Origin of the sequence: Microbispora siamensis (assembly GCF_016863095.1) — a bacterium.
Classification (GTDB): domain Bacteria; phylum Actinomycetota; class Actinomycetes; order Streptosporangiales; family Streptosporangiaceae; genus Microbispora; species Microbispora siamensis.
In genome coordinates, this window is sequence record NZ_BOOF01000034.1 from 66475 (window position 1) to 91173 (window position 24699).

Consider the following 24699-nt stretch of genomic DNA (forward strand, 5'->3'; position numbering starts at 1 on the left):
TCTACTCGGCCACCGCGACCCTGGCCTCCGGGCCGTCCACGGTCTCGGCGCGCTCACGCCGCCAGGGGCCGTGGAACAGGAAGACGGCGGGCGCGAACAGCGCCAGGCACACCAAGGAGACCACCAGCCAGGTCTGCCAGCTCGTGGCCTCGACCACGTGCGGGATGACCAGCAGGCCGACCACGGCGATCGCCTTGGTGAGGAAGCCGAACAGTCCCCAGGCCGTGCCCTGCAGCCGGGGGTCGACGTCCTCGGCGTCCTCGGAGTAGTTGGCCATCCACGGCCCGTACGCCACGCCGAGCGAGCCGCCGAGCAGCGCGCCGACGATCATGAGCATGCCGCTGGAGACGTCCTGGCCGCCGAGGAGCGAGGCCAGGTAGGCGGTGACGAGCACGGCCGCCACGGTGCCGCCGAGCGTGAACGGCTTGCGGAGCTGGGTGCGGTCGGAGAGGCGGCCGGCCACGATCAGGGTGATCAGGTTGAGGCTCCAGAAGCACGCCATGATCGTGGACGCCTCGGCGGCCGTGATGCCCAGCGCGCCGACCAGCATGGTCTGACCGAAGAGCGTGAGCGTGATGTAGAGCACCAGCCACAGCGAGATGCCGATCACGTGGGCCCAGATGTTGCGCCGGACGAACAGCGAGGAGACCCTGGCCGGCCTGGTCAGGTCAACCACTTCCGCGGACTGGCGCTCGGTGTGCTGGATCTGCGCGCGCAGCTCGGGCGACAGGTCGGCGATGTTGAGGGCGATGACGATCGAGATGACCAGCGAGAAGCAGCCCATGATGACGAACTGCGACCGCCAGGAGTCGTCGAAGATCGGCAGCGTCCAGCCCGCGACGGCGGCGGCGAGGAAGTTGGCCCCCACCGGTCCCCAGGTCCAGAAGCCGAACGCCTGGGCCCGGCCGAGACGCGGCGAGAAGTCGCGGACCAGCGGCGCCGTGCTCGCCATCGCCACCCCGTCGACGAAGGCCAGCACGATCCTGGCGATCAGCAGGTCCCTTGAGCTGTGGACGAGCGTCATGGCGAAGCAGCACACGGCGGTCAGCAGCATCAGCGGGACCAGCAGGCGCACCCTGCCGAGCCGGTCGGTGAGCCGACCGCCGACCGCCGACGCGACGGCCCCCGCGACCGCCGCCGCCCCGGACACCGCGCCGTACGTCGCGAGGGACATGTCGAGGTCCTTGAGGAGCAGCGGGACCACGGGGGCGATCTGCGCCTCATAGGAGCCGATGAGGACGGCCAGCACGGCCATCGTGAGGATCTTCATGCGACGGGCCCCGGTGGGGTACTCGTCGAGCTCGCGTACGTAGGACAGGCCCATTGACACGCCTTTCTCGTCAGCCCCCGTCCCAGCAATGAGTTCTAGAAGCCAGCTCTAGAATTCATTTCCACGAATGCTCCGCCCTCTCACGGCTGGAGTCAAGGGTTGTGAGCATGGTGTTTCCTGGGAATCGGACGACTAGAATGAGATTCTAGGATTTCGATCGAAGGAGGACGGGTGGACATCGCCGAGGAGCTGGCCGGGCTGGACGCGGCCTTCGACCACACGGCCGTCGCCGCGCCACGCATCAGGGACCTGCTGCCGATCTACCGTGACCTGCTGGGAGGCGTCTATCTCGGCGGGGGCGACAACGTGGTGAACGGCTACCGGACGCTCCAGCTCAGGTACGCCAACGGGAGCAAGATCGAGCTGATGGAGCCGCTGGCCGGATCCTCGTTCTTCGACAGCTTCTTCGACCTCACTCGCGGCAGAGGCGGGGTGCACCACCTCAACTTCCACGTCACCGACATCGATGCGGCCGTGGCCGCTCTGCGTGGGCGCGGCTACCGGTTGTTCGGCCTCAACCTCGCCGAACCCCGGTGGCGCGAGGTCTTCCTCCACCCCAAGGAGGCCCACGGGGTCCTGGTGCAACTCGCCCAGCCGGGGCCGCGCAACCCCGAGCCGGTGCCGTCCCTCGATGGCCTGCTGGCCGGCCGCGGCCGGCGTGGCAACGGCGTCCCGAGCCCCTGACAACGGACCCTCGCCAACTTTAGATCGGAGTTCTAGAATTCGGCTCTAAGACTTCCTCCGCCTCGTAGGAGAACGATGACCGCATCGCACAAGCCCGTCCCGAAGCCGACGCCGGAGACCCAGCCGTTCTGGGACGGCACGGCGGAGGGACGGCTGCGGATCCAGCGCTGCCTCGCCTGCTCACGGCACTACTTCTATCCACGGCCCGCCTGCCCGCACTGCGGCTCGGACGATGTCACGTGGGTGACGGCCAGTGGCAGGGCCACCCTCTACTCGTACGTGATCAACCATCGCCCGGCTCCCGGCTTCGAGCAGGACGGGCCGTACGCCATCGCGGTCGTGGAGCTGGAGGAGGGCGTGCGGATGATGACGAACATCGTCGGCGTCGAGATCACGCCGGAGAACCTGCCCCTGGACATGGAGCTGCGCGTGGTGTTCGAACAGCGCGGCGACGTGCACGTCCCCCTGTTCACCCCCGCCTCGGCCGGGGCCGCCGTATGAACATCGTGATCGCCGGCGCGGCCGAGACCGACGAGCTCGGCAAGCTGCCCCACATGTCCACCGCGCAGCTCCACCTCCAGGCCGCGCGCAACGCCCTCGCCGACGCCGGGATGACCAAGGCCGACATCGACGGCGTCGCCACCGTCGGCATGCCCGGCCCGATCCAGATCGCCCACGAGCTCGGGATCACTCCCGCCTGGCTCGACGGCACCGGGGTGGGCGGCTCGTCCTTCCTCTTCCACGTACGGCACGCCGCCGCGGCCATCCGGGCCGGGCTGTGCACGACCGTGCTCATCACGCACGGCGAGTCCGGGCGGTCGCGGATCGGCGCGCCCCGGCCGGCCCTCGGTCCCGACTCGCTGATCGGCCAGTTCGAGCTGCCGTACGGCGTGCTCGGCCCGCCCACCATGTTCACGCTGACGGCGCTGCGCTACATGAAGGAGACCGGGCTCACGCACGAGCAGCTCGCGGAGGTCGCCGTCGCGCAGCGCCGGTGGGCGCACCTCAACCCCCGGGCCATGTACCAGGACCTGATCACCGTCGAGGACGTGCTCGCCTCCCGGATGGTCGCCTACCCCTTCCACCTGCTGGAGTGCTGCCTGGTCACCGACGGCGGCGGCGCGCTGATCGTGACGACCGAGGAGCGCGCCCGCAGGTCGCCGGTGTACCTGCTCGGCTCCGGCGAGTCCGCCGAGTCGCCGATCATCTCCCAGATGGAGGACTTCACCACCTCCGCCGCCTTCCGCCGCTCCGGCGAGGCCGCATTCGCCGAGGCGGGCATCTCCCACGACGACGTGGACCACCTCATGATCTACGACGCCTTCGCACACGTGCCGATCTACGGGCTGGAGGACCTCGGGTTCGTCAAGCGCGGCGAGGCCGGGCCGTTCATCGCCGAGGGCCACACCTCCCCCGGCGGCCGCCTGCCGCTCAACACCAACGGCGGTGGCCTCTCCTACACCCACACCGGCATGTACGGGATGTTCGCCATCCAGGAGTCCGTACGGCAGTTGCGCGGCGAGGCGGCGGCCCAGGTGCCCGGCGTCGAGGTCGGCGTCGTCCTCGGCAACGGCGGCATGTTCGCCTCCGCCGCCACCCTCGTCCTGTCCAACCACCGCCCCTGACGCGGCACGGCGACCCTCCGGCGCCCCCGCCGGAGGGTCCCGCCCGTGGCGCCGGGCACGGACTGCGGCTGGCCAACCTGCTGGAGCCGCATGCCCGTGCTGCGATGAGCAAGGGGCATGAGTGCCTCACGGTGAACAACCGACAAGCTCGGCGAGTGCAGATCCCTCGTCGATCACGTACGCCCTCTCGACCCTGGTGACGTCGGCGGACAGCGCGTCAGTCACGGTCCCCCGCGTCATCCTTCCGCGCGGGCCGGTGGACGGTGAGGTCGCCGTACGGGCGCAGGAGCGTGGCCAGGTCGCCGGGTTCGTCACGCAGGGTGGCGTCGAGGAAGGCCCTGGTGGCCGCCGTGGTGACGGACAGGCCCCCGGTGCGGCCCAGGGAGCCGACAACGGACGGCACCGGCGGCAGGTAGAGCGGCGCGTCGGCGAAGGTGAGGTGCGCCGTGCCGGGGACCGTGATCCGGTAGCTCTCCGACGTGCTCAGCGCGAGGATCCGGGTGAGACGAGGGATGTACGACGGGTTGTCGGCCGGGTCGACGGGATGGGTGAGCGCAAGCACCGGCTGATGGTAGGGCCGGGGCGCGGGGTCGTACGGGTAGCCGTCCAGATCGATCACCGCTGCGAACCGGGAGTCCTGGCGGGCGGCCCGCAGAGCGGCGCCTCCGCCTATGGAGTGCCCGGTCGCCGCCGCCCGCGCGGTGTCGAGCCGTCCGGTCAGCGGGCTGCGGATCTCGCCCCTGTCGAGGCGGCCGAGCTGGGTGAGGACGAAGCTGAGATCGGCGGCCCTGACCGCCGTCCAGCCGGTCGCGAGCCGTCTGTCCTCCTCGTCGTCGCCGGTGGCCACGACCCGCGTGCGGATCGTCCGTCCATCGTCGAGCACGACGGCGGCGGAGTCGTACGGGTGGTCGAGGGCCGCGACGACGTAGCCGTGGCCGGCCAGTTCCTCCGCCCACGCGGTGTTCTGGGTGCGCACGCCTCCCAGCCCGGGAGAGAACAGCACGATCGGGAACCGCCCGGCCGCCGCAGGCGCGTCGTACACGGCGCCGGTGCGGGCACGGACCGCGTCATCGAGCAGGAAGGCGGGCACGCCGATGTAGCCGGTCAGGCCGTCGGCGACCGTACGCGCCTCCCGCTCGGTGCGGCCGAGATACCGGGCACGGGGACCGGCCGTGCCCTTGGGCGCGGGGTACCACAACTGGACCACGACCGTGCGGTGGTCGCCGGGCTCATCGGTGGCGGGCTCCGGGCGAGAGGCGTCGGTCCACTGCATCACGGCCGTGCCCACCGCGTACGGACCGGACGGCCCGGGGAACACGGGCACGGGCACCGCCCAGGCGGCGGCCGCGCTCGCACCGACCAGGCCGAGGCAGACCACGGCTCCCGGCAGGGTGAGCCACCGTCTCACCCGCCGTGCCGGGCGTCCGGCGAGTACCGGCACGGCGAACGCGAGCGCGACCAGGACGCCGGCGAGCGCGGGCGCCATCTGCCAGCGCAACCCGCGCACGGTCAGCACGATCCCGGACAGGGCGACGACCGCCGCCGCGGCGAGCGCGACCGGCCGCCGGGCCGGGGGCGGGCACCACCGCGACGACAGCAGGCCGACGACGCCCAGCAGAAGCAGGATCTCCAGGGGTGACATGCCGATCCCCGCGATGGTCTCGATCATGCGACCAATCGTTGATCATGCAGGCCGTTCGCGCGTCCCCCTGGAGTCCCTGCTTTCGTGCGACCGCAGTCGCATCATCGTGCCGACGGTGATCCCGGAGTCTGATCACATCGATCTGAGGTCGGTGACGCGGCTGATGGCCCGAACTGCGCGTTGATGGGTTGGCCCAGGAGGCATAGGTTCGGGGTGAGGCACAACTCGACCTTGTTCTTGTGCGCCCAGGTGCGGATCGCGGGGGGGTCTTGTTGGCCGACAGGTTGTCCAGGATCACGTAGATCGGGGCGCCGTCCGGGCAGGCGGATCGGATGGACTTCAGCGCGGCCGCCGGCACCGACGTACCGCCGGCCGAGGCCATGATGATCAGAGCCCGGCGGGCCCGGATCGAGCCGTTGCTTGCCGCCGCCGCGACGCCCGGCTCCCGCCGGGCAGGTGTGCGCTCAGGGGTGTGCGCAGGCCGTCTGGACGGTGTCGGAAGCCTGACCGTCGATGACGATCTGGCCACGCGCCACAACGCATCCCACACGGGTGCTGAGCATGCCGGCCCAGTGCCGGTCGCGGACGAACTTCTCGTCGATCCGGCTCGCGCTGCCGTCGGCCGGCCGGAAGGTCTCCAGACGGACGCGGATGTCGTCGGAGGGGTAGTTGATGAGGGCGGCGTTCGGGTCGAGCCGCGCCCAGGCCTTCCCGCACTCGGCGTTGTAGCGCACCTCGAGGTTGCCCAGCCGCTGCGGTCCTGACCAGATCTCCTGCGAGGTCAGCGTCACCGCCTCGACGCAGCCGGCCCGTGCCGGGTCCGCCCCGTCGACCTTGCTCTGCCCCTGCTTGAAGGTGTAGGGCAACACTTTCCTGGCCGGGGACCAGGCCATCGCGGGCGCCGCACGCGGCCACAGGACCAGGGCGAGCACGCCTGCGACGGCCAGGGGGAGGACGACGCTCGCGGCGATCCACATCCGGCGCACCCGGCTCCCGTGTTTCCGGCTCCCGCGCACCCGGCCGCGACCGGCCGGCACGTCTCCGGCACCGTCTTCGGCACTGTCTTCGATGTCGGCTTCTGCGGCGGCGGTGCGCGGTTCCGCGGCCTCCGGCCCGGGGGCGTCCTGCCGGCCGGCGACGTCCAGCCAGCGCTGCCTCCACTCCTCGACGTCGCCGCCGCACGCGGCCACGTAGGCCAGCGTCAGCTCCAGGGTGGGCAGGGCCTGCCCTCCGGCGGCACGGGCCAGGGCTGCGGCCGAGTAGTGCGCCTGTTCGGCGAGCTTGCGGTACGACGGGTTGCCCGCCTTCTCGCGTAATCGGCGCAACTCGTAGGCGAAGGCCTGAACCGGTCCGGCGTCCGGGTCCAGGGGATTTTCCGGGCGACCCACAGCGAGCTCTCCTGGCTTGTCTCAGGGGTTGTCTCTGCGTTGTCTCGCGACATGCCAACCGTAGGCGACAACGGTGTGGATCTCCACAATCGCTGGCACACCCCTTCGACATCACCTGTTAGGGAGACATGAGAGACATGCCACGCTCACTCGCGCTCGCCCTTCCCGTCCTGCTGCTCGCCGTCGGCGCCGCCCCCGCGGCGGCCGCCCCGGCGGACGGCCCCGTCGTCACACACGTCTACTCTCTGCCGGTCACCGTGGAGGTGGTGGACTCCAACAACCCCTCCCAGGGCTGTCCCGGCAGCGCGGCCAACCAGTACAAGACCGTGGGCGACGAGGCCGCCCTGGTTGCCTGGACGTACGCCAACGGCACCCATCGCTGTGTCGAGGTCGGCTACCGGCCGAAGGTCCTCAACAAGCCCTGCGCGTTCTGGTTCGAGGCACCCCCCAGACGGTTCGGCCAGTACGCCGGAAAGATCACCTTCCACTTCGAGTACGCCGACCCCGACGGCCACCCACGGGACGAGCGGGTGACGATCGACGAGGGCTCCGAGCGTGCCGGCAGGCTCGGCGAGCACAGCGGTGTGGAGCGCATCTGGTTCGGCGACGACACCGGCCAGCGCTACCCGACGAAGATCGCGTGGGGCCTGAAGGGCCGCGCCGGGGGACTGACGCAGGTCTGCCCGGCATGAGCACCCAGGTTCCCACGACAGCCGGGGGCCGTCTGGTGGTCCCCGGAACCGTCCACGCCGCCGCCTTCCTCGGCTACCTGCTGGCCGGCGGCCTGCTCGTGCAGACGGCCACGCTGGAGCGGATGATCGAAAGCGGCCTGCTGGACGCCGACGACTGGGACGGTGTGCAGCCCATCGTGCTGACACTGGCCGTGCCGATGCTGGCCGCGGCGGTGGCCCTGCACTGGGGGCTGCGCCCCGCCCGGCTGGTGCTGGCCGTCTCGGGCTGGCTGCTGGCGGGCTTCCTGGCCGTGCTGACGCTCGGCATCCTCGGCCGCCCGTCGGTGCCCGCGACGGTGCCGCTGTCCATCGTCGCGAACGCCGTGGCGGCCGTCGTCATGGCCAGGCTGCCGTACGGGCAGCAGGCCGACGACTACCTGAAGGGGCACGGCCGGACCCGGGCCGAAGTACGTGCCGCCCGCCCGGACGGCCTGGCCGCGCCCGGCGGCGTCCGCCTCGTGGCCGGTTGTGTCGGCGTGGCCGCACTGGTGGGGGTCGTCGCCACGGTGGATCTCGTGGTCAACGCGAACGGTTCCCCGCTGCCGCCGCTCGCCATCGCGTGCATGGCCGTGGCACTGGTCAGGGGACTGCTGCGCGGCCGGCTGTGGGCGCGCGCCTACAGCGTCGTCGTGTTCGCGTCCGCCCTGGCCGGTGGGCTGATCACGCTGATCGGGCTCTGGCGGGCCTCGATCCCGGAGGAGGGGTTCCTCGCCTCCACCCCGCCGGACGTCGGCCCGGCCGTGACGGTCACGCTGCTGGTGACGGCCGCCGCCGCCGTGCTGCTGTACACGCTGGCGTGGCAGGAGAGCAGCGCCGCCTTCTTCGACGAGGGCTGGTGACGCGCCGGTGAAGCGCGCCGGGGACCGGCGCGCTTCACGGGGGCGCACAGGCGGCCGAAGTCAGCGGCAGGGCTCAGCGGCCGTCTCGGTCGCGCCAGGTGATGAGCGCGTCGAGCGCCTCCACGTGCGAGCCGCGGACGAGCAGCGGATTGATCTCCAGCGACTCCAGGTCGTCGCCGAGGCTCTCGGCGAAGGCGGCGACGCGGGCCACGACCTCGGCGACGGCGTCGAGGTCGGCGGGTTCGGTGCCGCGGGCGCCCCGAAGCAGCGCGGTGCCGCGCAGCTCGTCCAGCGCCCGCCGCACCTCGGCCGCGTCCACCGGCAGGACGCGCAGCGCCGTGTCGCGCAGCGCCTCCACCCAGATCCCGCCTAGGCCGACGGCCAGGGTGAGCCCCCATGCCGGGTCCCGTACGACGCCGACCAGCAGTTCCACGCCGCCGCCGCGCTGTGGCTGGACGAGCGCGCCCACGCGGCCCGCGCCGGGGACCGCCGCGGCGGCGGCCACGACCTCGCGGTAGGCCCGCTCGACGTCCCGCGCGTCGGACAGGCCCAGCCGGACCCCTCCGACGTCGCTCTTGTGGCCGAGTCCGTCGGCGGCGACCTTGAGGACGACCGGGTAGCCGAACCCGACCGCCGCCGCCACGGCCGACTCCTCGTCGTACACCAGCTCGCCGGGCACGACCGGGAGCCCGGCGGACGACAGCAGGGCAGCGGCCCGGTGCTCGGCCCACACACCGGTCCCCGCCTCGGCCGCCGGGGCGCTCGCCACGGCCTTCGCCGGGACGGCTCCGTCCGCCGCCTCGACGGCGGCGCGGTACGCCCGGGACCACCGGACCGCGGCCCCGACGGCGTGCATGCCGTGCTCGATGCCGCCCGCGACGTACGGGAACCCGGCCTCCCGCTGGACGTCGCGGCCGAACTCGGTGACGTCGGTCAGCACGTTGCTCACGACGACGACCGGCATCGGGGCCTCGGCGATGCGCTTGGCGCTCGCGGAGAACATGGCGTACACGGGCGCGGGGTCGGGCGGCGCGACGCGCGGGAGGTCCGACAGCAGCATGACCGCGTCCACGCCAGGGTCGGCGGTGACGGCCTCCAGCGCGCGGCCGAGCAGCGTACGGTCGATGAGCACATAGCCGGTGACGTCGAGGGGGTTCTGCACGGTCCCGAAGGCGGGCACGATCTCCCGCAGCCGGGCGACCGTCTCCGGGGCGAACGCCGGCAGCTCCAGTCCCTCGTCCTCGGCCCGGTCGGCGATGATCTCCGACGCGCCGCCCGAGGGCGTGACGACGCCGATCCGCGGGCCCGGCAGCGGGCCCACCTCGGCCAGCAGGCCCGCGGTGATGATGAGGTCCTCGAGCGACCGCACCCGCACCACCCCGAGCTGCCGGAACGCCGCGTCGATCACGTTGTCGTCGCCGACGAGCGCGCCGGTGTGGGCCTGGGCGGTGCGGGAGGCGAGCCGGCTGCGCCCGATCTTCAGCGCGACGATCGGCTTGCCCGCGAGCAGCGCCCGGCGCGCCGCCCGGGAGAACGCGGCCGGATCGCGCACCGACTCCAGGAACAGCGCGATGGCCTTGGTCGCCGGGTCGTCCACCAGGTAGTCGATCACGTCGGTGACGGTGACGAGCGACTCGTTGCCCATCGAGGTGAGCAGGCTGATCCCGACGTTGCGGGCCTGGGCGAAGCCGAGCACCGAGCTGGCCAGCGCGCCGCTCTGCAGCACCACGCCGACCGACCCGCGCAGCAGCGGGGACGGGATCGGCAGGCCGTACGGCGTGACGTCCGCGGCGGCGTTGATGAAGCCGTTGCCGTTCGGGCCGAGGACGGTGAGGTCGTTCTCACGGGCGAAGTCGACGATCTCCGCCTCCAGGGCGGCGCCCTCCGGGCCGGTCTCGCCGAAGCCCGCGGTGAGGATCACGTAGTGACGGATGCCGAGCTTGGCCCCCTCGCGCAGCACGGGCAGCACGGCCGTGGTCGGCACCATCACGTACGCGAGGTCGACCTGGCCGGGGATGTCGGACAGGCTGCGGTGGGCCTGCTCGCCGTGCACCACGCCGCCGCGCGGGTTGACCAGGTGCACGGGCCCGCGGAAGCCGTGCGTACGGAGGTTGGTCAGCGTGCTGATCGACCAGCCGGACTTGTCCGTCGCCCCGACCAGGGCGATCGACCGGGGGTTGAACAGCTCTCCTACCGCCATGCTCATTCCCCGATCGTGCCGAGGCGAGCGTGGCCCTTGAGCAGGTTGCGGGCGATCGTCCTGCGCTGGATCTCGTCGGTGCCCTCGAAGATCCGCAACAGGCGCAGCTCGCGATACCACCGCTCGATGGGCAGTTCCTTGGTGTAGCCCATGCCCCCGTGGATCTGCAGCACGCGGTCGACGACCTGGTTGGCCATGACCGCGCCGTTCAGCTTGGCGATCGAGGAGGCGTGCCGGGCGTCCATGCCCTGCTGCACACGCCAGGCGGCGTGCAACGTGAGCCACTTGGCCGCCTCGATCTCCACCTGCGAGTCGGCGATCATCCACTGGATCGCCTGGTATTCGGCGATCGGCTTGCCCATCGACACGCGGATCTTGGCGTAGTCGATCGCCATCTGGAGCATGCGCTCGGCCGAGCCGACCGCCCGTGCGGGGATCATGTAGCGGCCCTGTCCGATCCACTGCATCGCCAGCTCGAAGCCCCTGCCGAGCTCGCCGAGGATGTTCTCCTCCGGCACCCTGACGTCCTCGAACACCAGCGAGGCCGGGCCCCACTGCCCCATCGTCGGGATCGGCTCGGACTTCCAGCCCATGTCGCGGTCGGCCAGGAAGCACGTGACGCCGCCGTTCGCGCCCTTGTCGGGGTCGGTCACGGCGAACACCATCACGAAGTCGGCCTCGTTGCCGCCGGTGATGAAGGTCTTCTCGCCGTTGATGACCCAGTCCCCGCCGTCCTTGACGGCACGCGTACGGATGCTGCGGGCGTCCGAGCCGGCGCCCGGCTCGGTGATGGCGAAGCAGGAGCGGCGTTCGCCCTCGATGGTGGGGATGAGGTAGCGCCGCTTCTGCTCCTCGGTGCCGGCGTAGAGGATGTTGTCGGCCGACCCGCCGAAGCTGAACGGGACGAACGTCCGGCCCATCTCCATGGCGATGATCGCGGACATGACCGGGCCCAGGGCGGCCCCGCCGTACTCCTCGGGGGTGTTGATGCCCCAGAAGCCCATCTTCTTCGCCTTGAGCCGCAGGTCGCGTAGGACCTCGGGATCGAGCCCGGGGCCGCCGGCGCGCTCGCTGCGCAGCACCTCGGGTTCGAGCGGCATGACCTCCCGCTCCACGAACGCGCGGATGGTGTCACGGATCTGCAGTTCCTCGGGGCTCAGGGAGAAGTCCATCGACGCGACTCTTTTCTAGAATTGCTCTCTAGGAATCGGCTCCAGCCTGGTTCCCCGCCGGAGGGGTGTCAAGAGGTCTGGAATCAGTTTCTAGAATTTGACCCGTTACTATGGCGTCATCCAGGGAATCGAGGAGCCCAGATGGCACGCAAGCCCGGCGGCAGGAGCGGCTCGTGGGAGTGGAGCCGCACCGCCCAGACGCGCAAGAGCATGCTTCAGGCCGCCCGCGAGGTCTTCTCCGAGCACGGCTTCGCCGACGCCAACGTCGCGGACGTCGTCGAGCGCGCGGGCTCCAGCGTGGGCAGCCTCTACCACCACTTCGGCGGCAAGACCGAGCTGTTCCTCGCGCTGTGGGAGGAGCACCAGGCCGCCCACGAGGAGGCCGCCGCGTCCAGCGTCGCCGCGGCGAAGCAGGCGGGCGTGAAGGACCCCGTCGAGCTGTTCATCGCCGGGGCCAGGGCGTTCCTCGAAGGGTCCTGGCAGCGGCGCGACCTGGCCCGGCTGTTCATGGACGGCGACGGCCCGCCGGGGTTCGAACTGATGCGGCGCACCCGCGGGCGGGAGTGGGTGCGGCAGAACGCCGTCCTGCTCGGCGCGGCGAACACGCCGACCGACCGCCTCACGGTCTCGGTCCTCACCAGCGTGATCGGCGAGGCCGGCCGCGAGGTCGCGACGAGCGAGACCGAGGAGGAGGCCAAGGAGGTCGTGGATGCGGCGATCGCGCTCATCCGCCGCTTCGGCGACCCCCTGGCCACCCATGACGACACCACCGGCGCCGCAGGCGTGGCGGACGACGCCGGGGCGGCGCTCAGCTGACCTCGGCGACGCCCCGCGCGCCGCACCTCCAGGTCAAGGTCAGGCGGGGCGGAAGGCGGCCCTGCCCCGGTCGATCACGACGGTGCCGTCCTCCTTCGCCGTACGGAACAGGGCCGTCGCGCCGTCGTCGGACGTCCAGATGGACACGGTCAGCGCCTCGCCCGGGTAGACCGGTTTGCTGAACCGTCCCGACATGGCCGCGAAGTGGGCCGGGTCGGACCCCGCCACGGCGTGCAGCAGCGCCCGCCCGGTGATCCCGTACGTGCACAGCCCGTGCAGGATCGGCCGGGGGAAGCCGGCGCGGGCGGCGAAGGCGGGGTCGGAGTGCAGCGGGTTGCGGTCGCCCGACAGGCGGTACAGCAGCGCCTGGTCCGGGCGGGTCTCGTAGGTCACCGTGTGGTCCGGCGGCCTGCCGGGCTCGACCCACTCGTCGCGGGGGCCGCGCTCGCCGCCGAAGCCGCCCTCGCCCCGGATGAACACCGAGCTGCGGCTCGTGATCAGCAACTCGCCGCTTTCGGCGTCGGCCGCCCTGGCCTCGGTCGTCACCAGCGCCCCCGAGCCCTTGTCGTAGATGCCGGTCACCGTCGAGGTCGTCCGTACACGCCCGGCGGGCGGCAGCTCGCGGTGCAGTTCGAATGCCTGCTCGGCGTGCACGAGCATGGCCGGGTCGAAGTCGCCGAGCCGCCGTCCGGTGGGTGCCTGGGCGGCCAGGACCGCGAAGGTCGGCAGCACCCGCTGCCGGATCCCCGCCGAGTTCTCGGTGGTGAAGGCGAGCTCCTCGGTGCCCGCACCGACGCCCAGCGCGTACAGCAGGGTGTCGGCGGAGGTCCACGACCGCTCGTGCGGCGCGCTCTCCACCCCGATCAGAGTGTGGTCGAGCGGCATGTCACTCCTCCCCGTTCGGGATGCGCCCGCTGGTGAGGGCGTTCGGCGCGGCCTTGTCCACCAGGGCGGGGATCACCTCGCCCAGCTCGGCCGGATCCCACCGGGCGTCCTTGTCCACGCCCGGCCCGGCGTGCCAGCCCTCCGCGACGCTGATGTGCCCGCCGCGCACGTTGAAGACCCGGCCCGTGATCCCCCGTGACTGGGCGCTCGCCAGCCAGACCACCAGCGGCGCGATGTTGTCCGGCGCCGCCGGATCGAAGCCGCCCTCGGCGGGCCGCCTCCCGCCCGGGATGAGGTTCTCGGTCATGCGGGTGAGCGCGGCGGGGGCGACCGCGTTGACCGTGACGCCGTAACGCGCCAGCTCCTTGGCGGCGATGATCGTCAGCGAGGCGATCCCGGCCTTGGCCGCGCCGTAGTTGCCCTGGCCCGCGTTGCCGTAGATGCCGGACGACGACGTGGTGTTGATGACCCGGGCGTCCACCGGTTCCCCGGCCTTGGACCTGGACCTCCAGTAGGCGGCGGCGTGCCGCAGCGGGGCGAAGGTGCCGCGCAGGTGCACCCGGATGACCGCGTCCCACTCGTCGGCGGTCATGTTGACGAGCATCCGGTCGCGCAGGATGCCCGCGTTGTTGACCAGGACGTGCAGGTCGCCGAAGGTCTCCACGGCCCGCTCGACCATGCGCCGCGCGCCGTCGAAGTCGGAGACGTCCTCGCCGTCGACCACGGCCTCGCCGCCCATGGCCCTGATCTCCTCGACCACCTCGCCCGCGGCGCCGGTGGACGACCCGGTGCCGTCGACCTCGGCGCCCAGGTCGTTGACGACGACCTTGGCGCCCTGGCGCGCGAACTCCAGCGCGTGTCCCCGCCCGATGCCCCGCGCGGCACCGGTGACGATCACGACACGGCCTTCCACGATTCCGCCCATGCGCAGCTCCCTTGATCAGACCTTGACCCGGCCCCGTGTGAACGTGATTCTAGTAATGGAATCTAGAATTCGGTAGGGAGGAGCCGGTCATGATCCAGCTCGCCGTACGATGACGGCCGTGCCGCAGACCATTGCGGCGGACCCCGGCGAGCGGGAGCGGCTGCGCCGCGCCTGGCGGACGCTGTCGGTCGTGAGCATGGCCAGCGTCCTGACCGCGCTCGGCGGCAGCGCGCTCAACGTGGCACTCCCCCAGGTGGTACGGCAGACGCACGCGAGCGCGGACGCCGCGAGCTGGATCCTGCTCGCCTTCCAGCTCACGACGACCGTGCTCATGGTCGTGTTCGGCCGGCTCGCCGACCTGTTCGGGCGGCGGGCGATGTACCTCGGCGGCCTGGCCACCTACACGGTCGCCAGCCTGCTGGCCGGGCTCGCCCCGGACGCGTGGGTCATCGTGGCGCTGCGGGTGGTGCAGGCGGCCGGCGGGGCCATGCTGCTGACCAACAGCGCCGCCCTGGTGACCGCCGCCTTCCCCAAGTCGCGGCTCGGCGAGGGGATGGGCGTCTACACCGCGTCGTTCTCCATCGCCCAGCTCGCCGGTCCCGCGCTCGGCGGCCTGTTCACCGAGCACCTGGGCTGGCGCTGGGTGTTCTGGTACAACGTGCCCCTCGGCATCGCGTGCCTGGTCTGGGGCGCGGTGGCCCTCCCCGCGCCGGTCAAGAACGCTGGACCGCCGCAGGGCCGGGGCTGCAGGTTCGACCTGCCCGGCAACGCGCTCGTGCTCGCGTGTCTCGGCGGCCTGCTGCTCGCGCTGTCGGAGGTGACCAGGCTCGGCTGGGGACATCCGATGGTGGTGTCCGGTCTCGTCGTGTTCGCGGTGACGCTCCCGCTGTTCGTCATGCGTGAGCTGCGGGCCCGTCATCCGGTGGTGGACATCCGGATGTTCCGCGATGTCACGTTCGCCCTCGGGACGCTGGCGTCGTTCCTCAACTCGACCGCCCGGGTCGGGGTGGTGCTCCTCGTGTCGCTGTTCTTCCAGGCCGTACGCGGGGAGGACCCGGTTCGCGCGGCGGTGAAGGTGCTGCCGCTCTCGATCGCGGCGATGGCGGCGTCGGTCGCGTCGGGCTTCCTGCTGCGCCGCCTCGGCCCGCGCACGGTGGCGGTCGCCGCGACCTCGCTGACGACGGCGGGCCTGGCCGTCCTGCTGTGGCTGATCTCCCCCGACGTCTCGCTCGCGGCGCTCACGGCCGCCCTCGTGCTGATCGGCGTCGGCTCGGGCATGTTCCTGCCTTCCAACACCACCGCGATCCTGGACGGGGTGCCGTCGCACCGGCTGGGGATCGTCAACGCCATGCGCCTGATGCTGCAGAACACCGGGGTGGTGGTCGGCACCGCGCTGGTCCTGTCGATCATCACGGTGCCGTTGCCCGCCGGGTTGCACGACGCCGTCTTCGCCGGGACGCTGTCCCACGTCTCACCCGCGGCGGTCGAGCGGCTCGTGACCGGCTACCGCTGGGCGCTGGCCTGCATGACCGCCGTCTCCGCGCTCGCCGTGTTCACCTGCTTCACCCGCAGACGCGCGGGCTCGCCCCTCAGCTGAGGACGTGGCCGTGCCGGTCGCGGGCCTTCAGCCGCACGGTGGGCATCTCGGGGGCGGGGAGCGGCCGCTCCCCGCCCGGGACGACGCCGAAGCGGTCGCCTCGCATCCAGTCGTCGCGCGCCCGCGCGATCTCCTCGTGTGAGCGGCCGACGAAGTTCCACCACATCACCAGGGGCTCGTCGAACGGCGTGCCGCCCAGCACGAACAGCCGGGCCGGGCCGGCCGCCTCCATCGGCACCTCCGTACGGCCCTGGCCGAGATAGAGCAGCGAGCCCGGCGCCAGCGCGACCCCGGCCACGTCGGCCGTGCCCGACATGACCAGCACCGCCGTCTCGTACGCGGGATCGACCGGCAGCCGGTGTTCTCCCGCCCCGGTGAACAGCACCTCGGCCCCGAGCAGCGGGGTGTGGACGCGGGCGGGCGAGCGCAGCGGTCCGGCCTCGCCCACCACGACCGTCACCGTGACGGCCCCGTCGCGCAGCACGGGCAGCGCGGCGTGGTGCTCGAACCGCGCCTCGCCGTGCCGGGCCTCCTCCGGCAGCGCGACCCACAACTGCAGCCCGTGCATGCCCGGCGGGTGCTCGGGCGGCGACTGCTCCGAGTGGGCGATGCCGTGGGCGGCGGTCATCAAATTGAGCTGCCCGGGCACGATCGACTGGACGTTGCCGAGGCTGTCGCGGTGCAGGATCTCGCCCTCGGCGAGCCACGTGACCGTCTGCAGGCCGGTGTGGGGGTGCGGCGGCACCTGCATGCCCGGCCGGCCGCTCACGTCGTCGGGCCCGAAGTGGTCGACGAAGCACCACGCGCCGACCATCCGGCGGGGGCGCTGCGGGAGCAGCCGGCGCACGGTCGTGTAGCGGCCGAGCGGCACGTCGTGGCCGGGCAGGAGCACGCTCTCCGCGGTCGTTCCGTCGGCGCCCGTGTAGCCGGACAAACTCGTGCAGCCGTACACCGCCGGTTCTCCGCCGGTCACTCGGCCCCCTCCCCGCCGTCCAGGGAGAACCGGGCCCGCCGATCGGCCGGCACCAGGTCGAGGTACTCGTCCGGGTGCCGCTTGATGTACCGCTGCACGAACGGGCAGAACGGCAGGACCGACAGCCCGGCGTCCCTGGCGGCGTCGAGCGCCGCGCGGACCAGCGTCGAGCCGAGGCCCCGGCCTTCGAAGGCCGGGTCGATCTCGGTGTGGGTGAAGGAGATCGTCGGCCCGTGGAGCCGGTAGTCGGCGAAGCCGGCGAGCGAGCCGTCCACGGTGATCTCGAAGCGGCTCGCCTCCGGGTTGTCGGCGACCTGCGGTTCTGTCGTGTCCATCGGGATTCCTTCCAGGATCGTCGTCAGGCGGCGATCGTCGCGTGCATCTCCCACACGAGGATCTCGGCGGGCTCCGTCGCGGTGACCTTCTGCCCGCCGGTGGCGGTGAAGCGTACGGCGTCGCCGGTCTCCAGGGTGCCCGCACCCTCCAGGGTGACCGTCCCCCGGGGTACGAACAGGTGCAGGAACGGCGCCTCGGGCAGCTCCACGCTCTGGCCCGGCTGAAGCCGGGCGGCGTACAGCGCGGCGTACCGGTTCTTGATGCGGATGGCGGCCTCGCCCGCGTGCTTGTCCATGCCGCTGGCGACCGGCACCAGACCACCGGCCAGCAGCTCGTTCTCGATCTCCAGCTGCTCGTAGCCGGGGGTGATGCCCGGTTCGTCGGGGACCACCCACATCTGGACGAAGTGCACGGGCTTGTCGTGCGTGTCGCCGCCGGTGAGCCGCCAGGAGTCGTTCTTCTCCGAGTGCAGGATGCCGGTTCCGGCGCTCATCCGCTGGGCCAGGCCCGGGTAGATGACGCCGGAGTGGCCCTCGGAGTCCTGGTGGACCAGGGAACCCTGGAGCACCCAGGTGACGATCTCCATGTCGCGGTGCGGATGGGTCTCGAAGCCGGTGCCCGGGTGGACGACGTCGTCGTTGTTGACCAGCAGCAGCCCGTGGTGGGTGTTGTCGGGGTCGTAGTGGCCGCCGAACGAGAACGAGTGCTTGGAATCCAGCCAGGAGATGCGGGTGGCGAAACGCTCGGCCGCCCGGCGGACGTCCACACGAGGGGTCAGCCTGGTCGTGGTCATGAGTGCCCTTTCCTCGTCGCCATGTAGATGATGCGTCATCTACTGGTGCCCTCAACATACATGACGAGTCATTCATTCCGGCTAGCCTGGGACCATGAACAGCCCTCGGTGGCTCGACTCGGACGAGCAGCGCGCCTGGCGGGCGTACCTGCGCATGCAGGGCCGCCTCACGGCCCGGCTCAACCGGCAGCTTCAGGCGGACTCGGGTCTGTCCCTGGCCGACTACGAGGTCCTCGTGCACCTCACCGACCGGGAGGAAGGGCGGCTGCGGCCGTACGAGCTGCAGCGCGACCTCCAGTGGGAGCAGAGCCGGCTGTCCCACCACCTGACCCGGATGCAGCGCCGGGGGCTCGTCACGCGGGAGGAGTGCGCGGACGACGGCCGCGGCGCGTACGTCGTGATCACCGAGGAGGGCCGCCGGGCCATCACCGCCGCGGCCCCCGGACACGTGGAGACCGTACGCCGCCTGTTCTTCGACGGGCTCACCCGCGAACAGGTCGCCGCGCTCGAACGGCTCGCCGCGGACGTGCTCGACCGGCTCGACTAGCTCACCAGCCCTTCGGGAAAGACGACGTCGGCCACTCCGGGGACGGTCCTGGCGACCAGCTCGGCGATGCGGGCCGACCGCTCGTCGCCGGGGCCGTACAGTTCGACGACGCCGTCCCGCACGGCCGCGCCGAACGCCGCCGTGTCGGCGCAGTCGCGCAGCGCCGCGAGCACGTCTTCGCGGATCCGCTCGTCCCCCTGGGCCAGCAGGCCCATCAGGTCGCGGCGGCTGACGATGCCCACGAGTTCGTCGTCGTGCAGGACCGGGACGCTCTTCACCCCCGTCGTGATCATCAGTTCGACCAGGTCCATGGTGTCGGCGCCGTCCCCGACGGTGGCGACGCGGGGCGTCATGACCTCCTCGACGAGCGCGGGCTGCCTGCCGGTGGGCGGCGCCTCGGGCCGCAGGAAGGCCCGGGGGTTGGCCCCGAACTCGCCGCGCAGCAGGTCCATCTCGCTGACGATGCCGATCATCCGCCCGGCCGCGTCGACCACCGGCGCGGCTGTGATGTCCTGCTCGTACAGCAGGCGGACGGCCTGCTTGATCGTCGCCGTGCGCCGGACCGTCACCACCGGCGTCGTCATGATCTCGCGGACCAGCATCGTGACCACCTCCTACGCGGCCGGTGCGAGGGCGAGCGTGCCGCCGGGCGCCGGCGCGACCCGTGCGCCGAACTCCCGGCTGACGCGGTCGAGCGTCGCCCGCAGCCACTCGCGGTCCTCGCCGCAGGCGTGCCGCAGCCGCATGCGTACGGCCCGCATCGGCGCCATCCGCAGCTCCAGCAGCCGCCCCGACGCCGCCTCGGCCGTCGCCTCGACGGTGACGAGGTACAGCAGCCGCAGGTCGTCGCGGTAGTCCTCGTAGCCGGCGATTCCCTCGTAGTCGTCGACGAAGTCCCCACAGCCGTAGAGGATCAGCCGATCCCGGTACACCTCGATCGGGCGGGGATGGTGGGAGGAGTGGCCGTGGACGAGATCGACGCCGCCCTCGACCAGCGCGTGCGCGAACTCGACCTGGTCGTCCTCGACCTCGTAACCCCAGTTGGAACCCCAATGGATGGAGACGACCGCGAGGTCCCCCGGCCGCTTGGCCCGCCGCACCCGGTCGACCGTCTCCGCCGCGGCGTCGCGGGACGGCTCCGGCAGGAAGGCCACTCCGGGCCGGTCGCGGGCCGCCGCCCACGCGCCGGGGACGCCGCTGGACGGCATCGCGACCGCGAACACCAGGACCCGCCCGCCGCCCGGAAGGGCCACGACCGCGGGCCGCCGCGCCTCGGCCTCGTCCCGTCCCGCGCCCGCCTGGTCGAGTCCCGCCCCGGCCAGCGCGTCCAGCGTCTCCGTGAGCCCGCGTACGCCGAAGTCGAGCACATGGTTGTTGGCCAGCACGCACACATCGGGCCGGGCCACGGCCAGGGCGGGGATGTTGGCCGGGTTCATCCGGTAGTGCACTTGCTTGCCCGGCGCGAAGTCGCGGCTGCGGGTGACGCTCGTCTCCAGGTTCAGCACGCGTACGTCGGGGGCGGCCTCGTCCAGCACCTCCAGGGCGTCGCCCCAGGGCCAGGAGTAGCCGACCGGCCGCGGGATCGGGCCGTTCGCCTCCTCAGCCAGCTCGACGTACGCGCGGGCGTCCCGGACGCACGACTCCTCGAGAGCCGGATCGCCGGGGTGCGGGAGGATCTGGTCGACCCCGCGGCCCAGCATGACGTCGCCGCACAGGAACAACGTCACCGGATCCCCCGCCGCCGACCGCATCTCACCCCTCCCCCGTCACTACCGCGCAGCGGGCGCCGCCCGGGCAGTGGGGGAAGTCCTTGTGGTGGGCCAGCCACAGGCGGACAAGGGCGGCTTCGAGGTCGCGTACGTCCAGCCCCGCCTCGCCGGCGATCTCCCGCAGCCGATCGAGGGGGTGGTGTCCCGCGCCGAGCAGCCCCGCGTGCCGTCCGGCCTCCACCGCCCGGTCGTCCGGCGGCGGGTCCACCCCGGGCCAGACGCCGCGCAGCTCGCGCAGGAACAGCGCGATCGTCACCGGGCCCCAGCCGGGCAGCGCGTCGAGCGCGGCGCGGGTCTCGTCCAGGCCGCCCCGGCGCAGGCCGCCCACCTCACCGCCCACCGCCTCGGCCAGGCGGAGCAGCCGCGTCGCCGTCCGATAGTCGTAACGGGCATAGCCGCCGCGGTCGAGGATCTCGACCAGTTCCTCCCAGGTGCGGCCCTCGACGTCGGAGAGCCCCCGCACCCCCGCCTCGGCCATCGCCCGATAGGTCCGTACGGCGATCGCGGCGGAGATCCGGGCGCCGAACAGCGTCGCCGCGAGCAGCCACCGCTCGACCTCGCGGTCCCCCCGGTCGACGTCGATGCCCATCTCGCGGGAGAACCGGCCACCCAGAGTCTCGACGAGACGGCACGCGCGGTCCGGCAGGCGGGTCAGGTCCCTGCCCGCCGCCGTACGGCTCCGCGTCCTGGGCGTCACACCTCCATCCTTCCCCCTGGGCGGCTCCGCCACCTGTCTCAGGTGCCGGCCAGCAGGTCGTCCATGCCCTCGTCCCGGTGGAGGCGGCCGATCGCGCCGGCCAGCAGCGGGGCGACCGGGCACACCTCCAGCGACGGCAGGGCCGCCTCGTCCTGGGGGAGGGTGTCGGTGACGACCAGGCCCCGGATCAGGCCCCGGATCTCCGTACGGCGCAGCCGCTCCCGCGCGTCCCCCGCGAACAGGCCGTGCGTCGCGGCGACGGCGAACGGCGGCGCCGCCCCCTGCGCGAGCAGCGCCTCGGCGGTCGCCTCGATGGTCGCGCCCGTGCTGATCATGTCGTCCACGACCAGCGCGGGGCGGCCGGTCACGTCGCCGAAGACCTGCTCGGCCCGCACGTCCGCCCCGGTCAGCCGCTTCTTGCGAACCAGCGCGACGGGCCGTTCCAGCAGGCGGGCGTAGTGCCGGGCGAGCGTGACCGCGCCGAGGTCGGGCGCGACCACCACCGCCTCCTCCGGCACGGCGCGCCCGGCGGCGCGGGCGAGGGCGGGCGCGGCCGTCAGCGTCTCCACGGGCATCGGGCACACCGCCTCCAGCGCGGCCGTGTGCGGATCGACCGCGATCAGGCGCTCGACCCCGGCCGAGGCGAGCGCGGCCACCACCACCCGCAGCCCGATCGCCTCCCCCTCGCGGCGGCGCCGCTCCTGCCGGGCGTACCCCACGTATGGCACGACCGCCGTGAGCCGGGCCGCACCGCCCCGCCGGCAGGCGTCGGCGAGCAGCAGCGCCTCCATGACGTGCTCGTTGACGGGCGGCCCGGTGGGCTGGATCAGGTAGACGTCCGCGCCCCGGACACCGGTGACGACCGGCCGCGACTCGCCGTCCGGGAACCGCTCGACCACCGGGACGGACGGCTCCTGGTCCAGCGCGGCCGCGACGGCGGCGGCGAGCGGGCGGTTCGCCGTCCCGGCCACGATCCGCAGCGTCATCGCCGTTCCCCCTCGATTGGCCCCACTGGCACCGTCCCCCGTGGACACCCGAGGCAAGCGCGGCGCGGCCGCGGGGGTGGCACAGGTCAGGTGACCGCAGCGAAGCGAGGATCACCTGACCGGCCATGGCGGGGGTCCGGGGGTCGTCCCCCGGGGACGCTGCTCAGGGCACACGGCAGAGGATCTCGCCGTGCAGGACGCTGAACCAGGCGTCCTCGCTCGCGGCCCACTCCCGCCAGCCGTCGGCGATCCGCCGCAGGTCGTCCGGCGTGGCGTGGCCGGCCTCGACCGCGCGGTCCGCGTAGGAGGACTGGACCGTGCGGTCGGCCCACAGCCCGCCCCACCATTCCCGCTCCTCCGGGGTGGCGTAGCACCAGGTGGACGACGACGAGGTGACGTCGGCGAACCCGGCCTCCCGCGCCCAGGCGCGCAGGCGGCGCCCGGCGTCGGGCTCGCCGCCGTTGGCGCGGGCCACCCGCCGGTAGAGGTCCAGCCAGTCGTCCAGGGCCGGGATCTGCGGATACCACACGAAGCCGGCGTAGTCGGAGTCGCGCACCGCGACGATCCCGCCCGGCTTGGTCACGCGCCGCATCTCGCGCAGCGCGCCCACCGGATCGCCGACGTGCTGGAGCACCTGGTGGGCGTGCACCACGCAGAAGGAGGCGTCGGGGTAGTCGAGCGCGTGCACGTCACCGGTCGCGAAGCTCACGTTGCCCAGGCCACGCCCCTCCGCCTCGCGGCGCGCCTGCTCCAGGATGCCGGGCCCGGTGTCGAGGCCGATCACCTCGCCCTGCGGCACCAGTTCGGCCAGGTCGGCGGTGATCGTGCCCGGACCGCAGCCGACGTCCAGGATCCGCATGTGCGGCTTCAGCGCGCCCAGCAGGTACGCCGCCGAGTTGGCGGCCGTACGCCAGCGGTGGGAGCGCAGGACGGACTCGTGAAAGCCGTGGGTGTACACGGCCGTTTCTTGTGCCATGCGGACACCATTCCACATGTCTCGCTATGTGAGCAATTACGTCTCATATTCAGAGACGGACAGCCGCCGGCGCAGGCGGCGCAGCGGTGCCGGAGCCCACCAGTTGGCCGGGCCCGCCAGCCGCATCAGCGCCGGCACGAGCACGCCGCGGATCAGCGTGGCGTCGACGGCGACCGTGAGCGCCATGCCGACGCCGAGCTGCTGCAGGAACACCACCCGTCCCGTGGCGTACGCCGCGAACGAGGCGGCCAGGATGGCGGCGGCCGCGGTGACCAGCGGCGCGCTGCGGGCGATGCCCGCGGGCACGGATGCCACGGCGTCGCCCGTCCGGTCCCACTCCTCCTTGATGCGCGCGAGCAGGAAGACCTCGTAGTCCATCAGCACCTCGGCAGGGGACGTCGCCTTCATCAGGTGACGGGGGAATGCCGTCCCTGACTGGTTTTTGTCTCCAGGCTCAACATGAGTTCCTTCCACTGACCGGTGATTCCGCGTTCGGGTTTTGTCGGCACCTTCCAGTAGCGTGGTGATCCGATTACTGAATGTAGGAACGAACGTGAGGGGTGGGTGTGCGCCGGTCGTTCACATTCCTGCTGCGCCCCACCGGCAAGCAGGCCGCCTCGCTCGCCGCCTGCCTTGAGGATCACCGGCAGCTCTACAACGCCGCCTTGGAGCACCGGCGGACCGCCTACCGCAAGGCTGGCGTCACCGTTCGCTACGGTGACCAGTCGGGCGAGTTGAAGCACATCCGCGCCGACGACCCCGCCGGTCAGGGCCGGTGGTCGTTCTCCTCCCAGCAGGCCACCTTGCGCCGGTTGGACAAGGCGTTCCGTGCGTTCTTCGCCCGGGTCCGTGAGGGGCGCGTGCCCGGGTTCCCCAGGTTCAAGGGGCGCGGCTGGTTCGACACCGTGGAATGGCCCAAGGACGGCGACGGCTGCCGGTGGAACTCTCAACCCGAGCACCCCACGGCGACGTTCGTCCGCCTTCAGGGCATCGGGCACGTTCGGGTGCACCGGCACCGCCCGGTGCGGGGCCGGGTGAAGACGATCAGCGTCAAGCGGGAGGGTTCCCGCTGGTACGTGGTGCTGTCGTGCGATGACGTCCCCACCGAGACCTTGCCTGCGACGGGGGCAGCCGTGGGCGTGGACATGGGTGTGGCATCGCTGGTGACCACCAGCGACGGGGACCCGCTGGCCAACCCGCGCCACCTGGAGGCGTCGGCGGGACGTCTGGCGGCGGCCCAGCGGGCTCTGGCCCGCAAGAAGCGGGGGTCCAAGCGGCGGCGTAAGGCGGTGGCGAGGGTGGCGGCGCTGCATGCGAAGGTCCGCCGTCAACGTGTTGATACCGCGCACAAGGCGGCGCTGACCCTGGTCCGCGCGTATGACGTGATCGTGCATGAGGATCTGCGGATCGCGAACATGACCCGCTCCGCCGCCGGCGCGATCGAACGACCCGGGCGGAACGTCGCGGCCAAATCCGGGCTGAACCGGAGCATCCTGGACGCGGGTTGGGGGGTGTTCCTGCGGGTCCTCGCGTACAAGGCTGAAAGCGCCGGTCGCGAGCTGATCGCAGTTGATCCCCGCAACACCTCCCGCACCTGCTCGCGGTGCGGGCACTGTGCGAAGGAGAACCGTGTCACCCAGGCCCGGTTTCGATGCCAGGCGTGCGGCCACGAGGCGCACGCTGACGTGAACGCGGCCACCAACATTCTCAGGGCAGGGCTTGTCCTTCGCGACGCTGCGGAAGCGGCTTAGCGAGAAGCCGCTCCCTGCAGGGAGCGGAGGAGTCACC

Annotated in this window: 25 protein-coding genes and 1 pseudogene; 9 read left to right on the plus strand and 17 right to left on the minus strand. The window is 72.2% G+C overall.

All coding sequences use genetic code 11. From position 1 onward, the window contains the following. Position 1 precedes the first annotated feature (1 nt). Positions 2–1324 (minus strand): MFS transporter, encoded by a 1323-nt coding sequence (locus tag Msi02_RS27835; protein WP_204051003.1) that lies wholly within the window; start codon positions 1322–1324, stop codon positions 2–4. A 177-nt stretch (positions 1325–1501) separates the two neighbouring features. Here Msi02_RS27835 and Msi02_RS44045 point away from each other — a divergent pair, with 177 nt between their 5' ends. The 3 genes from Msi02_RS44045 (at position 1502) to Msi02_RS27850 (ending at position 3639) form a co-directional block, all read left to right on the plus strand. After that, a complete protein-coding gene (locus Msi02_RS44045) occupies positions 1502–2014 on the plus strand; it encodes a VOC family protein (protein ID WP_204051004.1) in 513 nt (170 codons plus the stop codon). A gap of 75 nt (positions 2015–2089) precedes the next feature. Further along, a complete protein-coding gene (locus Msi02_RS27845; RefSeq protein WP_079314701.1) occupies positions 2090–2515 on the plus strand; it encodes a Zn-ribbon domain-containing OB-fold protein in 426 nt (141 codons plus the stop codon). Continuing rightward, a complete protein-coding gene (locus tag Msi02_RS27850) occupies positions 2512–3639 on the plus strand; it encodes a thiolase C-terminal domain-containing protein (RefSeq protein WP_204051005.1) in 1128 nt (375 codons plus the stop codon). Before Msi02_RS27845 ends, Msi02_RS27850 begins: the two co-directional genes overlap by 4 nt. Before the next feature lie 217 nt (positions 3640–3856). Here Msi02_RS27850 and Msi02_RS27855 read toward each other — a convergent pair whose 3' ends face one another. From Msi02_RS27855 to Msi02_RS27860, 3 genes and pseudogenes are all read right to left on the minus strand, one after another. Further along, the gene (locus Msi02_RS27855) at positions 3857–5308 is read right to left on the minus strand and encodes an alpha/beta hydrolase family protein (RefSeq protein WP_204051006.1); all 1452 of its coding nucleotides are present in this window, start codon (positions 5306–5308) and stop codon (positions 3857–3859) included. A 157-nt stretch (positions 5309–5465) separates the two neighbouring features. After that, positions 5466–5627 (minus strand): annotated as a pseudogene (locus Msi02_RS44325) (transposase); the annotation flags it as partial. 118 nt (positions 5628–5745) lie between these two features. Further along, positions 5746–6669, minus strand: a complete 924-nt coding sequence (locus tag Msi02_RS27860; protein WP_204051007.1) for a helix-turn-helix domain-containing protein — start codon at positions 6667–6669, stop codon at positions 5746–5748. Positions 6670–6806: 137 nt separating this feature from the next. On the opposite strand from Msi02_RS27860, the gene Msi02_RS27865 reads away from it, so the two are divergent. Next, on the plus strand, positions 6807–7361 hold the full coding sequence (locus Msi02_RS27865) for a hypothetical protein (protein WP_204051008.1): 555 nt from the start codon (positions 6807–6809) through the stop codon (positions 7359–7361). Continuing rightward, a complete protein-coding gene (locus Msi02_RS27870) occupies positions 7358–8239 on the plus strand; it encodes a hypothetical protein (protein WP_204051009.1) in 882 nt (293 codons plus the stop codon). Before Msi02_RS27865 ends, Msi02_RS27870 begins: the two co-directional genes overlap by 4 nt. Before the next feature lie 73 nt (positions 8240–8312). On the opposite strand, the gene Msi02_RS27875 is transcribed toward Msi02_RS27870, so the two are convergent. Beyond that, positions 8313–10445: an acetate--CoA ligase family protein gene (locus Msi02_RS27875; protein ID WP_239108766.1), complete on the minus strand. Its 2133-nt coding sequence runs from the start codon at positions 10443–10445 to the stop codon at positions 8313–8315. Then, entirely contained in the window at positions 10442–11611 is a 1170-nt protein-coding gene (locus Msi02_RS27880) for an acyl-CoA dehydrogenase family protein (RefSeq protein WP_079314711.1), read from the minus strand. The genes Msi02_RS27875 and Msi02_RS27880 overlap by 4 nt, the downstream gene beginning before the upstream one ends. A gap of 141 nt (positions 11612–11752) precedes the next feature. Between Msi02_RS27880 and Msi02_RS27885 the strand changes: the two genes are divergently transcribed. Further along, entirely contained in the window at positions 11753–12427 is a 675-nt protein-coding gene (locus Msi02_RS27885) for a TetR/AcrR family transcriptional regulator (protein WP_204051010.1), read from the plus strand. 39 nt (positions 12428–12466) lie between these two features. Here Msi02_RS27885 and Msi02_RS27890 read toward each other — a convergent pair whose 3' ends face one another. Together Msi02_RS27890 and Msi02_RS27895 are read right to left on the minus strand one after the other, a co-directional pair. Then, a complete protein-coding gene (locus tag Msi02_RS27890; protein ID WP_204051011.1) occupies positions 12467–13312 on the minus strand; it encodes a MaoC/PaaZ C-terminal domain-containing protein in 846 nt (281 codons plus the stop codon). 1 nt (position 13313) lies between these two features. Continuing rightward, entirely contained in the window at positions 13314–14237 is a 924-nt protein-coding gene (locus Msi02_RS27895) for an SDR family oxidoreductase (RefSeq protein ID WP_204051012.1), read from the minus strand. A 118-nt stretch (positions 14238–14355) separates the two neighbouring features. Here Msi02_RS27895 and Msi02_RS27900 point away from each other — a divergent pair, with 118 nt between their 5' ends. Then, the gene (locus tag Msi02_RS27900) at positions 14356–15834 is read left to right on the plus strand and encodes an MFS transporter (RefSeq protein ID WP_239108767.1); all 1479 of its coding nucleotides are present in this window, start codon (positions 14356–14358) and stop codon (positions 15832–15834) included. Here the strand turns inward: Msi02_RS27900 and Msi02_RS27905 are convergent. The 3 genes from Msi02_RS27905 to Msi02_RS27915 are packed head-to-tail and all read right to left on the minus strand — an operon-like array spanning position 15827 to position 17936. After that, the gene (locus tag Msi02_RS27905) at positions 15827–16807 is read right to left on the minus strand and encodes a pirin family protein (protein ID WP_204051014.1); all 981 of its coding nucleotides are present in this window, start codon (positions 16805–16807) and stop codon (positions 15827–15829) included. The two genes, Msi02_RS27900 and Msi02_RS27905, sit on opposite strands and share 8 nt — an antisense overlap. Further along, a complete protein-coding gene (locus Msi02_RS27910; protein WP_204051015.1) occupies positions 16804–17142 on the minus strand; it encodes a GNAT family N-acetyltransferase in 339 nt (112 codons plus the stop codon). Before Msi02_RS27910 ends, Msi02_RS27905 begins: the two co-directional genes overlap by 4 nt. Before the next feature lie 23 nt (positions 17143–17165). Then, positions 17166–17936 (minus strand): pirin family protein, encoded by a 771-nt coding sequence (locus Msi02_RS27915; protein ID WP_142648639.1) that lies wholly within the window; start codon positions 17934–17936, stop codon positions 17166–17168. Positions 17937–18030: 94 nt separating this feature from the next. On the opposite strand from Msi02_RS27915, the gene Msi02_RS27920 reads away from it, so the two are divergent. Then, complete coding sequence (locus Msi02_RS27920; protein ID WP_079314719.1) at positions 18031–18483, plus strand: MarR family winged helix-turn-helix transcriptional regulator; 453 nt, start codon at positions 18031–18033, stop codon at positions 18481–18483. Here Msi02_RS27920 and Msi02_RS27925 read toward each other — a convergent pair. From Msi02_RS27925 to Msi02_RS27950, 6 genes are all read right to left on the minus strand, one after another. Beyond that, the gene (locus Msi02_RS27925) at positions 18480–19085 is read right to left on the minus strand and encodes a CBS domain-containing protein (RefSeq protein ID WP_204051016.1); all 606 of its coding nucleotides are present in this window, start codon (positions 19083–19085) and stop codon (positions 18480–18482) included. The two genes, Msi02_RS27920 and Msi02_RS27925, sit on opposite strands and share 4 nt — an antisense overlap. Positions 19086–19097: 12 nt before the next feature. Then, complete coding sequence (locus Msi02_RS27930; protein WP_204051017.1) at positions 19098–20234, minus strand: CapA family protein; 1137 nt, start codon at positions 20232–20234, stop codon at positions 19098–19100. A 1-nt stretch (position 20235) separates the two neighbouring features. Continuing rightward, a complete protein-coding gene (locus Msi02_RS27935) occupies positions 20236–20949 on the minus strand; it encodes an HhH-GDP family DNA glycosylase (protein ID WP_204051018.1) in 714 nt (237 codons plus the stop codon). A 38-nt stretch (positions 20950–20987) separates the two neighbouring features. Next, positions 20988–21935, minus strand: coding sequence for a ribose-phosphate diphosphokinase (locus tag Msi02_RS27940; RefSeq protein ID WP_204051019.1), 948 nt, complete (start codon positions 21933–21935; stop codon positions 20988–20990). 163 nt (positions 21936–22098) lie between these two features. Then, a complete protein-coding gene (locus tag Msi02_RS27945) occupies positions 22099–22911 on the minus strand; it encodes a methyltransferase domain-containing protein (RefSeq protein ID WP_204051020.1) in 813 nt (270 codons plus the stop codon). A 36-nt stretch (positions 22912–22947) separates the two neighbouring features. Beyond that, positions 22948–23319, minus strand: coding sequence for an MMPL family transporter (locus tag Msi02_RS27950; RefSeq protein WP_204051021.1), 372 nt, complete (start codon positions 23317–23319; stop codon positions 22948–22950). 158 nt (positions 23320–23477) lie between these two features. Between Msi02_RS27950 and Msi02_RS27955 the strand changes: the two genes are divergently transcribed. Continuing rightward, a complete protein-coding gene (locus tag Msi02_RS27955; protein ID WP_239108768.1) occupies positions 23478–24662 on the plus strand; it encodes an RNA-guided endonuclease InsQ/TnpB family protein in 1185 nt (394 codons plus the stop codon). Positions 24663–24699: the final 37 nt, after the last annotated feature.

Bases quoted from the DNA above. Each gene is read 5' to 3' on its own strand.
- Msi02_RS27835 (WP_204051003.1), bottom strand. From the start codon at position 1,324: ATGGGCCTGTCCTACGTACGCGAGCTCGACGAGTACCCCACCGGGGCC.
- Msi02_RS27875 (WP_239108766.1), bottom strand. From the start codon at position 10,445: ATGAGCATGGCGGTAGGAGAGCTGTTCAACCCCCGGTCGATCGCCCTG.
- Msi02_RS27910 (WP_204051015.1), bottom strand. From the start codon at position 17,142: ATGGACACGACAGAACCGCAGGTCGCCGACAACCCGGAGGCGAGCCGC.
- Msi02_RS27895 (WP_204051012.1), bottom strand. From the start codon at position 14,237: ATGGGCGGAATCGTGGAAGGCCGTGTCGTGATCGTCACCGGTGCCGCG.
- Msi02_RS27945 (WP_204051020.1), bottom strand. From the start codon at position 22,911: ATGGCACAAGAAACGGCCGTGTACACCCACGGCTTTCACGAGTCCGTC.
- Msi02_RS27890 (WP_204051011.1), bottom strand. From the start codon at position 13,312: ATGCCGCTCGACCACACTCTGATCGGGGTGGAGAGCGCGCCGCACGAG.
- Msi02_RS27940 (WP_204051019.1), bottom strand. From the start codon at position 21,935: ATGACGCTGCGGATCGTGGCCGGGACGGCGAACCGCCCGCTCGCCGCC.
- Msi02_RS27920 (WP_079314719.1), top strand. From the start codon at position 18,031: ATGAACAGCCCTCGGTGGCTCGACTCGGACGAGCAGCGCGCCTGGCGG.
- Msi02_RS27885 (WP_204051010.1), top strand. From the start codon at position 11,753: ATGGCACGCAAGCCCGGCGGCAGGAGCGGCTCGTGGGAGTGGAGCCGC.
- Msi02_RS27850 (WP_204051005.1), top strand. From the start codon at position 2,512: ATGAACATCGTGATCGCCGGCGCGGCCGAGACCGACGAGCTCGGCAAG.
- Msi02_RS27950 (WP_204051021.1), bottom strand. From the start codon at position 23,319: ATGAAGGCGACGTCCCCTGCCGAGGTGCTGATGGACTACGAGGTCTTC.
- Msi02_RS27915 (WP_142648639.1), bottom strand. From the start codon at position 17,936: ATGACCACGACCAGGCTGACCCCTCGTGTGGACGTCCGCCGGGCGGCC.
- Msi02_RS27925 (WP_204051016.1), bottom strand. From the start codon at position 19,085: ATGCTGGTCCGCGAGATCATGACGACGCCGGTGGTGACGGTCCGGCGC.
- Msi02_RS27865 (WP_204051008.1), top strand. From the start codon at position 6,807: ATGCCACGCTCACTCGCGCTCGCCCTTCCCGTCCTGCTGCTCGCCGTC.
- Msi02_RS27855 (WP_204051006.1), bottom strand. From the start codon at position 5,308: ATGATCGAGACCATCGCGGGGATCGGCATGTCACCCCTGGAGATCCTG.
- Msi02_RS27870 (WP_204051009.1), top strand. From the start codon at position 7,358: ATGAGCACCCAGGTTCCCACGACAGCCGGGGGCCGTCTGGTGGTCCCC.
- Msi02_RS27880 (WP_079314711.1), bottom strand. From the start codon at position 11,611: ATGGACTTCTCCCTGAGCCCCGAGGAACTGCAGATCCGTGACACCATC.
- Msi02_RS27930 (WP_204051017.1), bottom strand. From the start codon at position 20,234: ATGCGGTCGGCGGCGGGGGATCCGGTGACGTTGTTCCTGTGCGGCGAC.
- Msi02_RS27845 (WP_079314701.1), top strand. From the start codon at position 2,090: ATGACCGCATCGCACAAGCCCGTCCCGAAGCCGACGCCGGAGACCCAG.